Here is a 14,889-nt window from a genome sequence, read left to right on the forward strand (position 1 = left end):
CTCGTGGGTGGACCGCGTCATCCAGCCGCGCGTGATCGCCGCCGAGTGCGAGGACCACGTACTCCTGCGCGGAGACCCGCAGGCTCTGACGGTGAAGGACCTCGCGGTCTTCGCAGAGCGCGCCATCGAGGCTCCGGGCCGCTTCCTTCCCCTCATCGGGGCCGCGTTCGACCGGGTCGTGCCGTGGCAGCGCATGGTGTACGTCAGGCGCTCCCCGGTACCGGCCACCCGGGCGCCGCGGGGCGTGATCGTACGCAGGCTGAACGCCCGGGACGCACGCACGCTCGCCACCCTGCCGTCCGCGACGAGCTGGATCCACCGCACCTGGGGCGGACCGGAAGCACTCGCCCGCTCGGGCTACGCCTGGGCCGCCTTCCAGAACGACCGCATCGTGGCACTGGCCTGCACCTACTTCCTCGGCACCGCCTACGAGGTCGGAGCACCGTCGGCCCGGCGGTAGGCCAGTAGCGCCCGCCGGCTTCGCCGCGCTCATGCGTCGAAGCGGTACCCCATGCCGGGGGCGGTGATCAGGTGGCGGGGGTGCGACGGGTCCGCCTCCAGTTTCCGCCTGAGGTGGGCCATGTACACCCGCAGGTAGTTGGTCTGCGTTCCGTACGAGGACCCCCACACCTCCTGGAGCAGCCGCCGCTGGGTGACGAGCTTGCCCCGGTTGCGGATCAGGACCTCCAGCAGGTGCCATTCCGTCGGCGTAAGCCTGATGGTCACCCCGCCGCGTCTGGCCTTCCTCGCGAGCAGGTCGACGGTGAACTCCTCGGTCTCCACGACCGCTTCGCTCGCGACGGCCACGACGTCTGCCGGCGTACGGCGTACGACGGCTCCCAGCCTGGCCATCAGCTCGTCCATGCTGAAGGGCTTGGTGATGTAGTCGTCGGCGCCCGCGTCCAGGGCCTGGATCTTCTCCCCGGAGTCGTGGCGGGCGGAGACCACCAGGACGGGCACCTGGGACCAGACCCGCAGCCGCTTGATCACCTCGATCCCGTCCATGTCGGGCAGACCGAGGTCGAGCAGGATCACGTCCGGGCGGCGGGCCGCCACGGCGTCCAGTGCCGCGCGCCCGTCGTGGACGCAGTCCACCTCATAGGTGCGCGCCTTCAGATTGATGACCAGCAAACGCGCAAGCTGCGGTTCGTCGTCCACCACCAGCACCCGGGTCATCGGCGTGCCGCCTCCCTGTCGTTACGTCCCCCATGGACATGCGACCACCAGAAAACAGCGGATTCCGTCCGCCACGGCAGGCGTTGACGACGTCCATACGCCGGCAGCCGTGACCTTGACGCCCTTCTGACGCACCACTGATGCCCGGCGGAGCATGCATGGCCCGGCACTCCCGGACCCTCTGCGACCACCCGTATCAGAGTCGTGTCAAGGACGGGCCGACCTCCTTGAGTCCGGACTCGCAAGGCAGTTGGATGGGCGACGTGAACAGCGGTCTGCGCCACGACGACCGGCCACCGCATACGGTGCTCCCGGCCCCGCGCGCTGCTCACCCGCCGGTGCCCTGACGCACCACCTCGTCCGCGGCCGTCCTTCCCTCCGCCCGTAAGGCGGGTGGCCGCTCGCGCCCGTGCCCGCTCCCATACCTGACGGGCACGGGGCCGCCCCTTTTCACGCGCTCCGGTTCCGTCCGCCCGTCGGTGGCCGGACGCCGCCCCTCGCCCGCGTTCCCGCGTAGCACTGGAGACAGTTCATGATCGAAATCTCCCCGCAGGAGTTGCCCACCCTGAGCCGCTGGTTCCCGACGGGCTCACCCGGTCCCGGGACCCTCGCCGAGCACGTGCTGACCACGGGTTCCGGCGTCTGGTGGGCCGACCGTCCCGACCGTCCCCGCGTCCTCGCCGTCACCTGTGCGGACCACGTGCTGCTGCGCGGCGACCCGAGCGTGCTCACCCCGAATGCCCTGAGCCGGTTCGCCAACCAGTACGTCGAGACGCCCGCACGGTTCTGGCCCTCCCTCGGCGCCACCTTCGAGCGAGTCGACCCCTGGGAACGGATGGTGTACGTCCACCAGGCCAAGTCGCTCCTCCCCCGGCCCATGCGTGGCGTCACCGTGCGGCGGCTGACGCCGGAGGACGCTCCGGCGCTCTGCGAGCTGCACTCCGAGAACATCTGGATCCATGCCAGTTGGGGCGGCCTCGTCGGCCTCGCCGCCTCCGGCCACGGCTGGGCGGCGTTCAGAGAGGACCGGATCCTCTCCGTCGCCTGCACCTACTTCCTCGGCAGCACCTACGAGGAGATCGCGGTGGTCACCGTGCCCGACCGCCGCCGCGAGCACCTCGCACTCGCCTGTATCGCCGGCCTGACGGGCGACGTACAGGCACGCGGACGCACCGCGAGCTGGTGCTGCTCCCGCGACAACCGGCCCAGCCGGCGCCTGGCCTGGTCGGCCGGTTTCCGGCTGAGCCGCGAGTACGTCCACCACGTCACGGGACGCGCCAGGGTGCGTACGGTCCGCGCCACTGCGGTGCCGGCGTAGGCCGTCTCTTTCGCATCTTGCCGGGCCCGCCCCCGCGCATCTCAGGTCGCCAGGTCCAGCCGTTCCTCCTCCAGGTCCAGGGAGCGCTGGAGCCGGCGGCGGGTGGTGTCGCTGATGTGGTGTTCGTCGTAGAGGCGCTGCAGTTCTACGCCCTCCACCCGGACCAGGTCGCGGCGCAGCAGCCGGTAGACGTGGTCCGCGGACTCGGCCAGGTCGGCTTCCTCCAGGCGGTCGCGGGCGTGATCCAGGCGGGCTCGCGGGCCGCCGGCCTCTTGATCCCGCAACCTGGGCTCCACCGGCCTTCCCCGTCAAAATGCCGTAACCGGAACATCAGCGGTGTGTCAGGGCCCGCCGCCCAGACTCGTACCGGCCCTAACGTCACCCGCATGGAACGACGTTTCACGCAGCCCGCGACCGGCGCACACTCCGCGGCGGAGCCTCCGGTACCTCTCGCATGCGACATCCACTGGGCCGTCGAGAGGCGCGCGGCAATCGGTGTCGCCTCGCTCCTGTACGCGGCCCTCCTGGCCATGGACGCGAGTGGCGGCAGGCTCGACGCGGCCCGCGGCGCCCTCTGGGCCGGGCTGGCCGCCCTCGTGTTCGTGATCCTGCTGCCTTCCAGGGTCTGCGTAGGTCCCGGTCTGCTGAGCGCCCGAGGACTGCTGGTGGAGCACACCGTCCGCACGGACTCCCTCGTCTCGGTCAGGTGGACCGACAGGGTGGCTCAGCGGATGATCCTCCGTGACACGGAGGGAAACCGGGCCGAGATCGATCCGACCGTCCTGGTCCGTAACCCGGCGATGTGGCACCGCTTCGACGTGGACGCCCGCACGTCCATCCGGCAGGGCACTCTGCGGCACGGGGTGATCGCCCTGTGTGAGTTGACGGAGCGCATCAACCGCGAGACGGCCTTCACTGTCTTCAGGGCCTCCGGCCTGCGGTGACCGGCCGCCGGGGAAGGGTGAGCGTCACGGCGGACCCGCGGCCGGCGGCCGCCGTTCCCAGCGTCCCCAGAGTGCTCTCCGTGCCCTGCGTGCTCTCCGTGCTCTCCGTGCTCTCCGTGCTCTCCGTGAGGTCGACGCGCCGGTTCGATCCTCAGAGCCGATGCCCGTCGGTCGGCGCCTTCAAGAGCCGGTCCAATTCGTTTCCGGCCTCCTCGTACCCGGCGTCGGAGACCCGCTGCAACGCACGCAGGTCGCCGGCCGCGACCGCCCGTCGGGTGAGCAGAAGCCCGGCATGCATGGATCCCTCGTCCAGGAGTTCGCTCAGCTGCTCCAGGTCGCCGGCCGTGTCGGCAAGGTCGGCCAGCCGGTCCAGTGCGGTCTCGTTGCCCTCGTCGGCCAACGCGCGCAGCGTCTCCCGATCAAAACTCATGTTCGTCATGACCCCATGCTGCAACCCTGCCCCGGGGGAAAGGTCAAGTGGGAGGATCGCCGGGTGATCACCATCGGGCAGCTGGCCAGGTACGCCGGAGTATCGGTCAAGACCATCCGCGTCTACCACGACAAGGGACTGCTCCCCGAGCCCGACCGCGACGCGTCCGGCTACCGCCGGTACGGAGCGAAGGACGCCATCGACCTGATCAAGATCCGGACGCTCGCCGAAGCGGGAGTCCCCCTGGCCCGCATCCGCGACCTGAGGTCCGCGACCGACGAAGAGCTCCAGCAGGCGCTGTGCGAGATCGAGGACGAGCTCACCGTCCGGATCCGGGACTTGCGGACAACACGGGGACGCCTGCGCCGGCTCGCCGCCGGGCAGCTGTCACCCTTGCCCACCGAGGTCGATACTCATCTGGAGCACCTGGCCGACTGGGGATTCACCCCGACCTCCCGCGCTGCCGCAACGTGCGCCGTACCGCTGAGCACATCGCAGGCCGTGTAGGACATCGGCCTGTTGGTAGAGGGATGGACTCGCTCACCGAGCAGCCCACGCGCAATCACAAGCAACCCGGTCTCCTCCCGTGTCTCCCGGACGGCCGCAGCCTCATACGACTCCCCCGGCTCCACCTTGCCGGCCGGGAGCTGCCAGGACAGGTGGCCCTCCGCGATGCGGCGCCGTACCAACAGCACCCGCCCCTGTACACCACCACAGCGGCGGCAACAGGTCGCTCAGACTCATCGGCCACAGACATCAAGGCCGCGGCCTCCCTGTTCAACCTGGACTCGGAGATGCGCATGGACGTCCGCGATCGACAGGTCGTACCGTTCCCATTCCCTACGTCGCGTAGCCATCCCTGCCGCCGGAATCACAGTCCCCGGGCGCATCGTTACGGCTGCCCGGGCGGACGCAATTCGCGTTCGAGGGCGGACAGAGCGAACTCGTGCGCGGAGGTGTCCTGCCAGCGCGACCGTCCGAACATCACGTCCTCGGAGAGACCGCTCAACATGGCCACGGCCCGGATGGTGAACTCGGGGAGATCCACTTCGGCGAAGTGTCCCAGGTCCTGGCCCTCACGAAGGATGGCCTCCAGGCGCTCGTCCCAGCCGTCCAGCAGGGCGGTGAGGGTCCGCCGACCCGCCTCGTCGTGGTGCTGAGCCAGTACCTGTGTCCACAGCGCGTAGCGTTCGTCGCCCTGGTGGCGGGGCAGGTAGGCGCGGACGAACAGGTCCAGCTTCTCGGCGGGGGACGCGGCCTGGTCGGCGGCCTGCTGGAACCTGGTCCACAGGTCCGCCTGGCTCCATGCGAGGACTTCGAGCAGGAGGCGGTCCTTCTTTCCGAAGTGGTACAGGATGTGCCCGGTGCTCATGCCTGCCCGCTCGGCGATGTCCGACATCCGCAGCGCCGCGGTGCCCTTCTCGGCGATGACGCTGATGGCGGCCCGCATCGCCCGTCCCCGCGCTTCGTCCCCGCTGGGCTGACGCTTCCTGTCCACCGGGGCCCGGGCCGGGACCGCGGGCCGGGAGGCGGCGCCGACGTCAGCGTCCGCGGCCCCGCTCACCGGCTCCTGCTCGCTGCGGCCAGGCTGCGTTGGCGCGGCCTCTGACATCGACATGAGGTCTTGCCTCCCTTCCGTGAGTTTAGATTCTTACTCTAGACTGAAAATCTAGTCAGTGCGGCAGGGCGCGCGAAATCCGTCGGTCGGCCCGCCGCACCACGCCTTCACCTGCCCGACCCAGCCACCCAGGAGACACCCGTATGACGCGCGGATTCGATGTTGTGGAGACCCCTATCGCCGACCTGCGCGCAGCGCTGGAGAAGGGTGAGACCACCTCGGTCGCCCTGCTCGACGCCTACCTCGCGCGGATCGAGGCGTACGACCGGCCCGGTACGGCCACCGCCCTCAACGCGATGGTCGTGATGAACCCGGACGCCCGCGCCGAGGCGGAGGCTTCCGACGCGCGCCGCGCGCGGGGCGAGACGCTCGGCCCGCTGGACGGCATTCCCTACACCGCCAAGGACAGCTACCTCGCGAAGGGCCTGACCGCCGCGTCCGGCTCCCCCGCCTTCGAGCACCTCGTCGCTCAGCGGGACGCCTTCGCCATCGAGCGGCTGCGCGCGGGTGGGGCCGTCCTCATCGGACTGACCAACATGCCGCCGATGGCCAACGGCGGCATGCAGCGCGGCGTGTACGGCCGCGCGGAGAGCCCGTACAGCGCCGACTGGCTCACCAGCGCCTACGGCTCCGGCTCCTCCAACGGCTCCGGCACCGCGACGGCCGCGTCCTTCGGCGCGTTCGGCCTCGGCGAGGAGACCTGGTCCTCGGGCCGCGCCCCCGCCTCCAACAACGCACTGTGCGCCTACACGCCCAGCCGCGGCGTGATCTCGGTCCGCGGCAACTGGCCGCTCGTACCGACCATGGACGTCGTCGTACCGCACACCCGCACCATGGCCGACCTGCTCGAACTGCTCGACGTCCTCGTGGCCGACGACCCGCAGACACGCGGTGACCTGTGGCGCGCACAGCCGTGGGTGGCGCTGCCCCCGGCGTCGCAGGTACGCCCCGACTCATACCCGGCCCTCGCACCCGCCGGCGCCGAGGCCGCGTCCGACGCGCTCTCCGGCAAGCGCGTCGGGGTTCCCCGGATGTACATCAACGCCGATCCCGACGCCGGCACGAACCCCGACGGAGGCATCGGCGGCCAGACCGGGCAGCGCATCGACACGCGTCCCTCGGTCATCGCGCTGTGGGAAGCCGCCCGCCGCGACCTGGAGGCCGCCGGGGCCGAGGTGGTCGAGGTCGACTTCCCCGTCGTGACGAACTACGAGTCCGACCGCCCCGGCGCACCCTCGCTGCTCACCCGCGGACTGGTCGGCCGCGAGTTCCTGACCTTCGAGATCGAGGACCTGTCCGCCTGGGCGTGGGACGACTTCCTGAGCGCGAACGGCGACCCGAAGCTGTCCACCCTGGCCGGGGTCGACGGCGCGCGCATCTGGCCGAAGCAGGAAGGCGAACTGCCCGACCGCTACGAGGGCTTCGACGACACGATCGGCGACTATCCGCGCTTCGTGCGCGAGCGCCCGTACGCCTCCCTCACCGACATGACGCTCCTCGAAGGGGGCCTGCGCGGGCTCGAGGAAACGCGCCGGGTCGACCTGGAGCTGTGGATGGACGGCCTGGGCCTGGACGCGGTCGTGTTCCCCGCGGTCGCGGACGTGGGCCCCGCGGACATGGACGTCTCCGTGGAGTCCGCCGACCTCGGCTGGCGCAACGGCGTCTGGGTCGCGAACGGCAACTTGGTTCCCCGCCACCTCGGCATCCCGACCGTGACCGTGCCCATGGGCACGATGAGGGACACCGGCATGCCCGTGGGCCTGACCTTCGCAGGCCGCGCCTACGACGACAACGCCCTGCTGACCCTCGCCGCGGCCTTCGAACAGACCGGCATCCGACGCACCTTGCCGCCGCGCACACCGCCGCTCCCCGCACAGTGACGGCCCGCGGGCCGGGCGAGAACCCATACCGTCACAGCCTTGCGAAGTGCCGCCGGGCCCGGCCGGAGCCGGGCCGTTCCGGGCCAAGCAGCGCATAGCAGCGCATACGACCACCGGGCCAACGCAGGCGGAGGCAGCCGGGCCACAATCCGAGCTCGCTTCCGCAAAAGCGCCGTTCAGGCGCCGACCGGGCCGGGCGCTCCTGTCTCCGTGGCGGCGTGAGGCAGCAGCACCCGGCCCCCGCCCTCGCCTGCGCCCGACGCGCCTTCGCCCCGTGCACAGACGCGCCCCCTCCACCGCCTGCACCAGCACGAGCGGTGCGGGGGTGCTCTCAAACGCGCGCCGCAGCACGCCAAGCGGCCCGCGCCTGTCCGGCCGCAAGAAGCCGAATCGGCTGGTTCTCCCCGCGGCCGGCCAACCGGACCGGCCCGAGGCTGCATTGCACCACGCCATGCCCGGACCACCCTCGACGGCCAGGACAGCTCCAGCCAGCACCCGGCCGCCGGCAAGCAGCGCCCGTTCTGAGACCTGGACGTTGCCGATCGCCGCGCGGGGTGCGGACCCCGGCACGGCTGTGCGCTGCATGGTCGGGCCCGTAGGCGCCCTCCCCCGGCTCGGCCAGCGTCTCGGCATCGGTTTCCAGCAACCGTTCGGACAGGCGGTCCGTACTTTCGGCGTCGTGTGAAGCCCCCGTCCCCCGAGGAGTCCTGAAAGCGGCAGTGCCGGCCGCCACCCCGTCAAGGGTGGGGGCGGCCGGGCCGGTACCTAGCTCCGGCTGTCGGCACCGTAGCCGAGCCCCGCTACCGGTGGATAACCGCACACGGCTCCCCCTGTACGACGTTGGGCTCGACGCGGTGGGGCACCTGCCCGTCTTTTCAGTTGAACGGGCGATACCGGACGGCGCGAGGCTGACGGACGGCGGGGTAGGGATGGCCCGCGGCTGGTGCCGGGGCACGAGGAGATGGTGGCGCGGGGTATCGGGCGGCTTGGTCCTGTGCAGCGGGCGGACGGCGGGTTCCCGTTCATCCCCGGTGAGCCGATTTTTGTCACGGCGATGGCGGGGGTCGGTCTGGCCGGGACGTGCGGGTATCCGCGGCCGGAGCTGCTCGCCATGGGTGACCGGCTGGCCGGGCTGCAGCGGCCGGATGGGGGCTGGGCCTACGCGGTGGGTGTCGAGCAGACCGAGCGACCCGCACGGGGCCCAGATCCTGCGGGAGGCGATCGGGTTCCTGGCCGAACGCCAGCAGAGCGACGGTACGTTCGAAGCCGGCTGGAGCCGCAGCCGGGCCAACGCGATCTGCCGCGCCGTCCTGGCGATGCGCTCCGCCCCGCACCTCGGCGAGCCCAAGACGATGGAGGTGGCCGAGCGGTTCAACAAGCGGTGCGCACGCTTCCTGCTCGAGGTGCAGAACAACGACGGCGGCTGGGGCCAGCAGCCGGGCGAGCCAAGTGACCCCATCAGCACGGCCTTCTCACTGACCGCACTCGCCCACACCACCCCCGGTACTCCCCGTGCGTCCGGGACTGCCGATGGTTCCGGTGCGGCGGCGCTCGCCGAGGGCACCGCCTACCTGCTGCGCGAGCAACACGGCGACGGCGGCTACACCTGCCGCCCCGAGTCGCTGGGACCGCGCCCGATCCTCTTCGACGTGCCCGCGCTCGCCGACGCGTACGTACTCCTGGGACTCGGCCACCTGGAGACCGCGCACCCCGCGCCCGCCACAGCCGGCCGACCGGCCTCCCGCACGAAAGACGACCTTGTGCCGCCCGAGATGTACCTGCCCTTCCCCGTGCGCCGCAGCCCCCTGCTCAACGACGTACGCACCAGGACCCGGAATTGGGCCCACGCGCAAGGACTTCTCGAAGAAGACGGGGTACATGAGCGGGGGCGGTGGAGCGCACGGAAGTTCGACGGCCAGGACCTGGCGCTGTCCGCAGCCCTGTTCGCACCCGACGCTTCGGCCGCAGAGCTGGAACGGATCGCCTGCTGGTGCTTCCTGCTCACCTTCTACGACGACTACTTCCTCACCCGCTACAAAAGCACCGGGGACCAGGCCGGGGCGCGGCAGTTCACCGACCGGCTCCCCGCGTTCCTCCCCCTGCACGACGAGCCGGCACCCCAGCCCGAGAACCCGGTGGAACGGGGCCTGGCCTCGCTATGGCCTGGGACCCGGCCGGGACGCTCGGCCGGCTGGCAGGAACGGTTCCGTACCAACCTGCTGAAGAACACCGGCCGGGCCATGCAGGAAATCTCGAACAACGGTGTGCGGCGCACCCCGGATTTGATGGAGTACATGGAGATGCGGCGCGGGACCGCCGGGGCGCCGTGGGTCGCCGGCCTCGTCGAACGCGCCCATCACCTGGACCTGGATGCCGAGCTGTATGCCAGTGAGCCGGTCCAGGCGATGGTGGCCGCCGTCGCCGACCACGTCACCCTGGCCAACGACCTCTACTCCCACCACAAGGAAACCGAACTCGAGGAAGACCCGCACAACGCCGTCGTCATCGTCCAGGAGCTGCTTCGCTGCGCCGCCGGGCCCGCGATGGACGTGGTCAACGACGACGCCGCCTCCCGGATCGGGACCTTCCAGCACCAGGCCACATCCAGGGAAGCGGCCGACCTGGCCCGATGGCAGCCACAGCTGGAGGAGTACGTGCAGGGGCTGCGGGACGTGATGGCCGGCAACCTCGAATGGACCCGCAACACCAGCCGCTACATCCTCCCCCGCCAAAACCCCCGGCCCGCAAACGTCCCCACCGGACCCACCGGACTCGGCACCTCCGCCAACCGGATCCCCTACACCGCCCCCTCCTGAAACAGGCAGACGGGCACCTACGAGACGGGCACTTCCGCGCGCTGCCGGGCAGCGCGCCCCTGTCCGGGTCCGGCCCGCTACCGCTGAGCGGGAACCGCAGCGCCGGGAGCGGAGCCGGCTACCCTCAAGCCGCGGGCGCGGAAGGACGGCGGGTCGGGCCAGCCGACCTCTCCTTCGGCGAACATCTGCCGCCCCATGATGTCGGCGCCGGCACGGGTGAAATTCTCCTGGACGATGTCGTCGTCCTGGTTGGTCTCCCCGCCCTTGATGCTCTGGCGCTCCCGCCAGCCCTCGACGCCGAAGACCATGCGTGGATGCGCATTCCGCCGTCACCGAGCGGGTTGTCGGGGCGGGAGTTGGGCCCGGCGATGAAGCCGTCCAGAGACATGCCCAGACTGGCGAAGACCTTGCTCACGCCTGCTCGCCGGTGGTGAAGAAGCCGGTCAGGACGGGGGCGAGGACCTCCGGAGCGATGCCGTGCTCCTGGCCGGGGAAGACCTGCAGCGTGAAATTGTCGGCCAGTGCGGCGAGTTCCCGCGCCCCGCTCAGCATGTGCGGTGCGCCCGCGTCCCCGCTGCCCACGAGGACAGGCACCGTCACGGACTGCCAGCGGTCGCCGGACAGCGGCCGGCCGGACATGGTGTCGCCCATAACCTGGCCGTCGTAGGGCAGGGTGCGGGCGTTGGCCTCCATGCCGGACCAGAAGGGGGCCTGGCGCATTCCGGCGACGGCCTCGGCGGGCATGCCCACGGCCGCGGTCATGAAGTAGGCGGCCGCATCGCCGTACGCCCCCTGCCCCACGAGCTCCGTCAGGTGGGCGACGTAGTCGACGGGAAGCGGCGGGCGGCTGGCGTCGGTGATGAAGGGCGGCTCGTACACGGCCAGGCGGGTCACGGCGCTGCCTCGGGCCACGGCTTCCAGGGCCAGCACGGCGCCCGAGGACATGCCGAAGAGCATCGCCTCGCCGCCCACGCGCTCGATCAGCGCGTCCAGGTCCTCGACCTCGCGCTGGACGTCGTACGCCGCGCTGTCACCGCTGTCGCCGCGGCCCCGGCGGTCGTAGGTGATCACGGTGCAGTGCTCGGCCAGCAGGCCGGCGAGGGCGGCGGAATCGCCGCGCGTCATGAAGGCGCCGCCGACGAGCAGTACGGCAGGCCCTGCGCCTTGCTGCTCGTAGGCGATGGCCGTGCCGTCTGCGGAGAACACCTTGTCCATGAGAAGCCACTCCAAATGTCTGCGCGGTACGCAGGGCCGGAAACCCTGCGGTTCGGAACTGGACGGTACAGTACCCACATGAGTACTGGTCAGTCCAGTACTCTTCTCTGGGGGCGAGACGGATGGAGAAGGAGTCGATGATGGACAGCCGTTCAGCGCGCAAGCACGAGGCGATCCTGGAGGCCGCGACCAGCGTCTTCCTCGACAAGGGGTACTCGGGGACGAGCATGGACGACATCGCGAAGCGGGCCGCGGTGTCCAAGCAGACCGTCTACAAGCACTTCGCGGACAAGGAGAAACTGTTCGCCGAGATCGTCCTGGCCACCACCGGCCGGCTCGACACCACCATCGACCTGCTGGCCGACATCCCGACCGACGCCGCCAACCTGGAAGAGAGCCTCACCCGGCTCGCCCGCCAGTTCCTGACGACCCTGACCCACCCCCAGGTCATCCAGCTGCGGCGGCTGATCATCGCCAACGCCGACGTCTTCCCCGACCTGGGAACCGAATGGTACGAGCGGGGCTTCCAACGAGGGCTCGCCACTCTCGCGGCCACCTTCCAGCGACTGGCCGACCAGGGACTGCTCCGTATCGAGGACGCCCTCCTGGCCGCTAACCACTTCTCCGGTCTCCTGCTGTGGATCCCGGTGAACAAGGCCATGTTCACCGGCAGCACCCAGCAATCCGATGCCGACCTCGACCACTACGCCGCAGCCGGCGTACGCGTCTTCCTCGCCGCCTACCGCTGACCCGGCAAAGCCCCCATCCGACCACCTCTTGAGAGAAGGCCATATGACCTGGTCCGAACGCACCGTCATCCGCGACGGCGTCCGCATCTCCTGCCGTGACTGGGGCGGAGACGGGCACCCCCTGGTCCTCCTGCACGGACTGGCCGGCCACGCCGGCGAATGGGACGACATCTCCCGAGGCCTGAGCCACCAATACCGGGTCGTCGCCATGGACCAGCGCGGCCACGGCGCCAGCGAACGCCGCCCACGAGATCTCTCCCGCGCCGCCTACGTCGCCGACGTCGTCGCCGCAGCAGAACAACTCGACCTGCGGCGACCCGTCCTGATAGGCCAGTCGATGGGTGGGAACACAGCCATGCTCACCGCTGCCGCGCACCCCGAACTCATCCGCGCCCTCGTACTCGTCGAAGCCGGCCCCGGCGGCCCGAACCCGGACACACCCGCGGAGATCGGCGGATGGCTCGACTCCTGGCCGATGCCCTTCCCCTCGCGGGAAACCGCCGTCCAGTTCCTCGGCGGCGGCCGGGTCGGCGAAGGCTGGGCCGCCGGGCTGGAGGAACGCGACGGCGGGTGGTGGCCCCGCTTCGACCGCGACGTTCTGGTCGCCTCGCTGGCCGAGAACGCCCAACGGGCCTTCTCGGACGAATGGGCAAAGATCTCCTGCCCGACGCTTGCCGTCCTGGGCCAGAACGGCATCATCCCCCCGCAAGAGTCACAGGCCATGCTGCAGCAGCAGCCGGACACAACGGCCGTGAGCGTCCCCGGGACCGGGCACGACGTGCACCTGGAACAACCCGACGTCCTGCACCGCCTGCTCCAGGATTTCCTCGACAACGTCACCGTTCGTCAAACGATCGAATGACGACAACGACCGAGCGACCCGAGTACCCCCAGACACTTTCCCAACCAACCCACAACAACCCCAGGTCAAGCCGCTTCTGACGCCGCAGAATCGTTCTCACGCAGACCTGCAACATCCCAGCTCACCGACCCGCCGATACCCCCCCTCAACGACAGCCGAGCCGCTGCCTGCCGACCTGTCTGGCCTTGCGCGGCACGGTCGGAACGCGCCCGCGCAGGGGTTCGCTTTTGTTCAAGAAAGGCAGAGCGGGCCGTCCCAGGATGGGTTCCGCCCGGCAGCCGTCGGGCAGCTCCTCGCGAAGGGACGCATTCCGTGTTCAACACGCGCAAGGCGACGCTCGGCTTCGTCGCGGCAGGAACGCTCGCCACCTCCACGCTGCTGGGCGCCGCACCCGCCGGGGCGGCCGCCACGCCCGCCGCGGACGCGAAGGCCCGGTTCGCCTCCTTCGAGGGCCGGAAGCTGGACATGTCCGGCGACTGGGGCGCCGCGAAGGTCTGCATGGTGTGGCGGACCCGCGGAGTCGTGGAGTGCTTCCGTACGGCCGCGCAGCAGGAAGCGAAGGCGGCCGAGCTCCGCGGAACCGCCACCACCCTGCAGGCCCTCGCCGCCTGTGCCACCGCCCTGGACCTGTACCAGTTCGCGGACAAGCAGGGCCGCAATCTCAAGTTCTACGACCGCGGGTACTGGCAGAACCTTGCCGACTACAACTTCAACAACTCCACGTCCTCCTACTGGACCGGGGCCTGCACGGCACACCTCGCGGAGAACAACGGCGGGGGCGGGTACTGGTACCCGGGCAACACCGGACCGAACCACATCGAGAACAGCATGAGGAGCGGCTGGGACAACCGGGTCAGCTCCATCAAGATCGACTGATCCGGCCGGGCAGGACCACGCTGGTCACCTGCCCGGTCACCCGGTCGATCCCGGCCGGACCGGGCGGGGCGGCGCCCCGCTCCGACAGGAACTGCCGGGGCGGGCGCCCGGTCATCGCCTTGAACTCGCGGTTCATGTGCGCTTGGTCGCTGAACCCGCAGGTGATTGCCACGTCGGCGAGCGGTCGGCCGCCGTGGTTCACCAGCCGCAGAGCCCGCTGGAAGCGGAGCACGCGCGCCGCGGTCTTCGGAGTCAGCCCGATCTGCTCGCGGAAGAGGTACTCGAGGCGGCGCCTGCCGCGACCGGTGCGCCGGGCCAGTTCGGCCACGGGCAGGACACCGCCGCTGCCTGTCAGCTCGCCCCACGCGCGGCGCAGCGGCTCGGCCGTGCGAGCCCGGCTCGACTCGACCCAGCTGCGCAAGGTGGTGTCCAGGAGGGCGAAGCGCGGACCCCAGCCGTCCGTCTCGTACAGGCCCTCGGCAAGCCAACCCGCTTCCGCCCCGAGGAATTCACCCGGGTCGGCCATCCGGTCGGCCAGGTCGCCCATCGGGTGGGCGAGGATCGCGAAGGCCGCCCACGGGGCGAGGAGTACCTCCACGCCCTCGACCCGGCCCGCGTGTTCGCCGAAGGTGGGCCGCGTCTGGAGGCCCGAGACCAGCAGCGTGTACGGACGCGCGGGGGCGTCGGGCTGCGTGCCAAGCGTGACCCAGACCGGTGCGTCGAGATTGAAGACCAGGGACACGCAGGCGTCGGGGAGTTCCAGCCTCCGGCGCCCGTGTGCGAGGTCCATACGGTAGCCGCGGTACCCGCGCACACCGGGCCGCAGCCAAGGGTGAGGCAGTGCGCGCACCACCTCCCACGACCCGTGGGGGCAGGCGTCCCGGGTGAAGGGGCGGGGTAAGAGCGGCGGGATGGTGGCCATGTCTGCCTCCTTTGGCCCCGAGCCCGGCGCGGCGGTACACGGTCACGGCGGCGGGCAGCGGATCGTGGTGAAGCAGGTCCGCC

16 protein-coding genes and 1 pseudogene are annotated in these 14,889 nt (G+C 70.7%); 9 read left to right on the forward strand and 8 right to left on the reverse strand.

Features of this window, described 5'->3' with window-relative positions; all coding sequences use genetic code 11:
- The first annotated feature begins 31 nt into the window (after window positions 1–31).
- Complete coding sequence (locus ACFYM0_RS33135; protein WP_388507959.1) at window positions 32–460, forward strand: hypothetical protein; 429 nt, start codon at window positions 32–34, stop codon at window positions 458–460.
- 29 nt (window positions 461–489) lie between these two features.
- Here the strand turns inward: ACFYM0_RS33135 and ACFYM0_RS33140 are convergent, their stop codons facing one another.
- Window positions 490–1,176: a response regulator gene (locus tag ACFYM0_RS33140; protein WP_388507962.1), complete on the reverse strand. Its 687-nt coding sequence runs from the start codon at window positions 1,174–1,176 to the stop codon at window positions 490–492.
- 532 nt (window positions 1,177–1,708) lie between these two features.
- Here ACFYM0_RS33140 and ACFYM0_RS33145 point away from each other — a divergent pair.
- Window positions 1,709–2,494, forward strand: a complete 786-nt coding sequence (locus ACFYM0_RS33145; RefSeq protein ID WP_388507965.1) for a GNAT family N-acetyltransferase — start codon at window positions 1,709–1,711, stop codon at window positions 2,492–2,494.
- A gap of 41 nt (window positions 2,495–2,535) precedes the next feature.
- On the opposite strand, the gene ACFYM0_RS33150 is transcribed toward ACFYM0_RS33145, so the two are convergent.
- Window positions 2,536–2,778, reverse strand: a complete 243-nt coding sequence (locus ACFYM0_RS33150) for a hypothetical protein (protein WP_388507968.1) — start codon at window positions 2,776–2,778, stop codon at window positions 2,536–2,538.
- Window positions 2,779–2,880: 102 nt separating this feature from the next.
- On the opposite strand from ACFYM0_RS33150, the gene ACFYM0_RS33155 reads away from it, so the two are divergent.
- Complete coding sequence (locus ACFYM0_RS33155; RefSeq protein ID WP_388507970.1) at window positions 2,881–3,438, forward strand: hypothetical protein; 558 nt, start codon at window positions 2,881–2,883, stop codon at window positions 3,436–3,438.
- 151 nt (window positions 3,439–3,589) lie between these two features.
- On the opposite strand, the gene ACFYM0_RS33160 is transcribed toward ACFYM0_RS33155, so the two are convergent.
- Window positions 3,590–3,877: a hypothetical protein gene (locus ACFYM0_RS33160; protein ID WP_388507972.1), complete on the reverse strand. Its 288-nt coding sequence runs from the start codon at window positions 3,875–3,877 to the stop codon at window positions 3,590–3,592.
- 6 nt (window positions 3,878–3,883) lie between these two features.
- Here ACFYM0_RS33160 and ACFYM0_RS33165 point away from each other — a divergent pair, with 6 nt between their 5' ends.
- Window positions 3,884–4,375: a MerR family transcriptional regulator gene (locus ACFYM0_RS33165; protein ID WP_388507975.1), complete on the forward strand. Its 492-nt coding sequence runs from the start codon at window positions 3,884–3,886 to the stop codon at window positions 4,373–4,375.
- Here the strand turns inward: ACFYM0_RS33165 and ACFYM0_RS33170 are convergent.
- Both ACFYM0_RS33170 and ACFYM0_RS33175 read right to left on the reverse strand, forming a co-directional pair.
- Window positions 4,318–4,625 (reverse strand): annotated as a pseudogene (locus ACFYM0_RS33170) (NUDIX hydrolase); the annotation flags it as partial. The gene ACFYM0_RS33165 and the pseudogene ACFYM0_RS33170 overlap by 58 nt on opposite strands.
- A gap of 135 nt (window positions 4,626–4,760) precedes the next feature.
- The gene (locus ACFYM0_RS33175) at window positions 4,761–5,486 is read right to left on the reverse strand and encodes a TetR/AcrR family transcriptional regulator (protein ID WP_388507978.1); all 726 of its coding nucleotides are present in this window, start codon (window positions 5,484–5,486) and stop codon (window positions 4,761–4,763) included.
- Between the two features lie 143 nt (window positions 5,487–5,629).
- On the opposite strand from ACFYM0_RS33175, the gene ACFYM0_RS33180 reads away from it, so the two are divergent.
- Together ACFYM0_RS33180 and ACFYM0_RS33185 are read left to right on the forward strand one after the other, a co-directional pair.
- Complete coding sequence (locus tag ACFYM0_RS33180) at window positions 5,630–7,366, forward strand: amidase (RefSeq protein ID WP_388507980.1); 1,737 nt, start codon at window positions 5,630–5,632, stop codon at window positions 7,364–7,366.
- A 1,169-nt stretch (window positions 7,367–8,535) separates the two neighbouring features.
- Window positions 8,536–10,182 carry a prenyltransferase/squalene oxidase repeat-containing protein gene (locus tag ACFYM0_RS33185; protein ID WP_388507983.1) on the forward strand — a complete coding sequence of 549 codons (1,647 nt, stop codon included), beginning with the start codon at window positions 8,536–8,538 and terminating at the stop codon, window positions 10,180–10,182.
- A 77-nt stretch (window positions 10,183–10,259) separates the two neighbouring features.
- On the opposite strand, the gene ACFYM0_RS33190 is transcribed toward ACFYM0_RS33185, so the two are convergent.
- Window positions 10,260–10,490, reverse strand: coding sequence for a hypothetical protein (locus tag ACFYM0_RS33190; RefSeq protein ID WP_388507985.1), 231 nt, complete (start codon window positions 10,488–10,490; stop codon window positions 10,260–10,262).
- A 103-nt stretch (window positions 10,491–10,593) separates the two neighbouring features.
- Complete coding sequence (locus tag ACFYM0_RS33195; protein ID WP_388507987.1) at window positions 10,594–11,397, reverse strand: alpha/beta fold hydrolase; 804 nt, start codon at window positions 11,395–11,397, stop codon at window positions 10,594–10,596.
- Between the two features lie 140 nt (window positions 11,398–11,537).
- On the opposite strand from ACFYM0_RS33195, the gene ACFYM0_RS33200 reads away from it, so the two are divergent.
- The 3 genes from ACFYM0_RS33200 (at window position 11,538) to ACFYM0_RS33210 (ending at window position 13,884) form a co-directional block, all read left to right on the forward strand.
- Window positions 11,538–12,146 (forward strand): TetR/AcrR family transcriptional regulator, encoded by a 609-nt coding sequence (locus ACFYM0_RS33200; protein WP_388507989.1) that lies wholly within the window; start codon window positions 11,538–11,540, stop codon window positions 12,144–12,146.
- Between the two features lie 43 nt (window positions 12,147–12,189).
- The gene (locus ACFYM0_RS33205; RefSeq protein ID WP_388507991.1) at window positions 12,190–13,008 is read left to right on the forward strand and encodes an alpha/beta fold hydrolase; all 819 of its coding nucleotides are present in this window, start codon (window positions 12,190–12,192) and stop codon (window positions 13,006–13,008) included.
- Between the two features lie 312 nt (window positions 13,009–13,320).
- A complete protein-coding gene (locus ACFYM0_RS33210) occupies window positions 13,321–13,884 on the forward strand; it encodes a hypothetical protein (protein WP_388507993.1) in 564 nt (187 codons plus the stop codon).
- On the opposite strand, the gene ACFYM0_RS33215 is transcribed toward ACFYM0_RS33210, so the two are convergent.
- Window positions 13,871–14,806, reverse strand: a complete 936-nt coding sequence (locus tag ACFYM0_RS33215; protein ID WP_388507995.1) for a helix-turn-helix domain-containing protein — start codon at window positions 14,804–14,806, stop codon at window positions 13,871–13,873. The two genes, ACFYM0_RS33210 and ACFYM0_RS33215, sit on opposite strands and share 14 nt — an antisense overlap.
- Window positions 14,807–14,889 lie beyond the last annotated feature (83 nt).

The sequence above is a fragment of the Streptomyces sp. NPDC006487 genome (assembly GCF_042870555.1).
In the GTDB taxonomy this organism is placed as follows: Bacteria; Actinomycetota; Actinomycetes; order Streptomycetales; family Streptomycetaceae; genus Streptomyces.

Bases quoted from the DNA above. Each gene is read 5' to 3' on its own strand.
- ACFYM0_RS33140 (WP_388507962.1), bottom strand. From the start codon at position 1,176: ATGACCCGGGTGCTGGTGGTGGACGACGAACCGCAGCTTGCGCGTTTG.
- ACFYM0_RS33145 (WP_388507965.1), top strand. From the start codon at position 1,709: ATGATCGAAATCTCCCCGCAGGAGTTGCCCACCCTGAGCCGCTGGTTC.
- ACFYM0_RS33155 (WP_388507970.1), top strand. From the start codon at position 2,881: ATGGAACGACGTTTCACGCAGCCCGCGACCGGCGCACACTCCGCGGCG.
- ACFYM0_RS33160 (WP_388507972.1), bottom strand. From the start codon at position 3,877: ATGACGAACATGAGTTTTGATCGGGAGACGCTGCGCGCGTTGGCCGAC.
- ACFYM0_RS33165 (WP_388507975.1), top strand. From the start codon at position 3,884: ATGCTGCAACCCTGCCCCGGGGGAAAGGTCAAGTGGGAGGATCGCCGG.
- ACFYM0_RS33175 (WP_388507978.1), bottom strand. From the start codon at position 5,486: ATGTCGATGTCAGAGGCCGCGCCAACGCAGCCTGGCCGCAGCGAGCAG.
- ACFYM0_RS33180 (WP_388507980.1), top strand. From the start codon at position 5,630: ATGACGCGCGGATTCGATGTTGTGGAGACCCCTATCGCCGACCTGCGC.
- ACFYM0_RS33190 (WP_388507985.1), bottom strand. From the start codon at position 10,490: ATGGTCTTCGGCGTCGAGGGCTGGCGGGAGCGCCAGAGCATCAAGGGC.
- ACFYM0_RS33195 (WP_388507987.1), bottom strand. From the start codon at position 11,397: ATGGACAAGGTGTTCTCCGCAGACGGCACGGCCATCGCCTACGAGCAG.
- ACFYM0_RS33200 (WP_388507989.1), top strand. From the start codon at position 11,538: ATGGACAGCCGTTCAGCGCGCAAGCACGAGGCGATCCTGGAGGCCGCG.
- ACFYM0_RS33205 (WP_388507991.1), top strand. From the start codon at position 12,190: ATGACCTGGTCCGAACGCACCGTCATCCGCGACGGCGTCCGCATCTCC.
- ACFYM0_RS33215 (WP_388507995.1), bottom strand. From the start codon at position 14,806: ATGGCCACCATCCCGCCGCTCTTACCCCGCCCCTTCACCCGGGACGCC.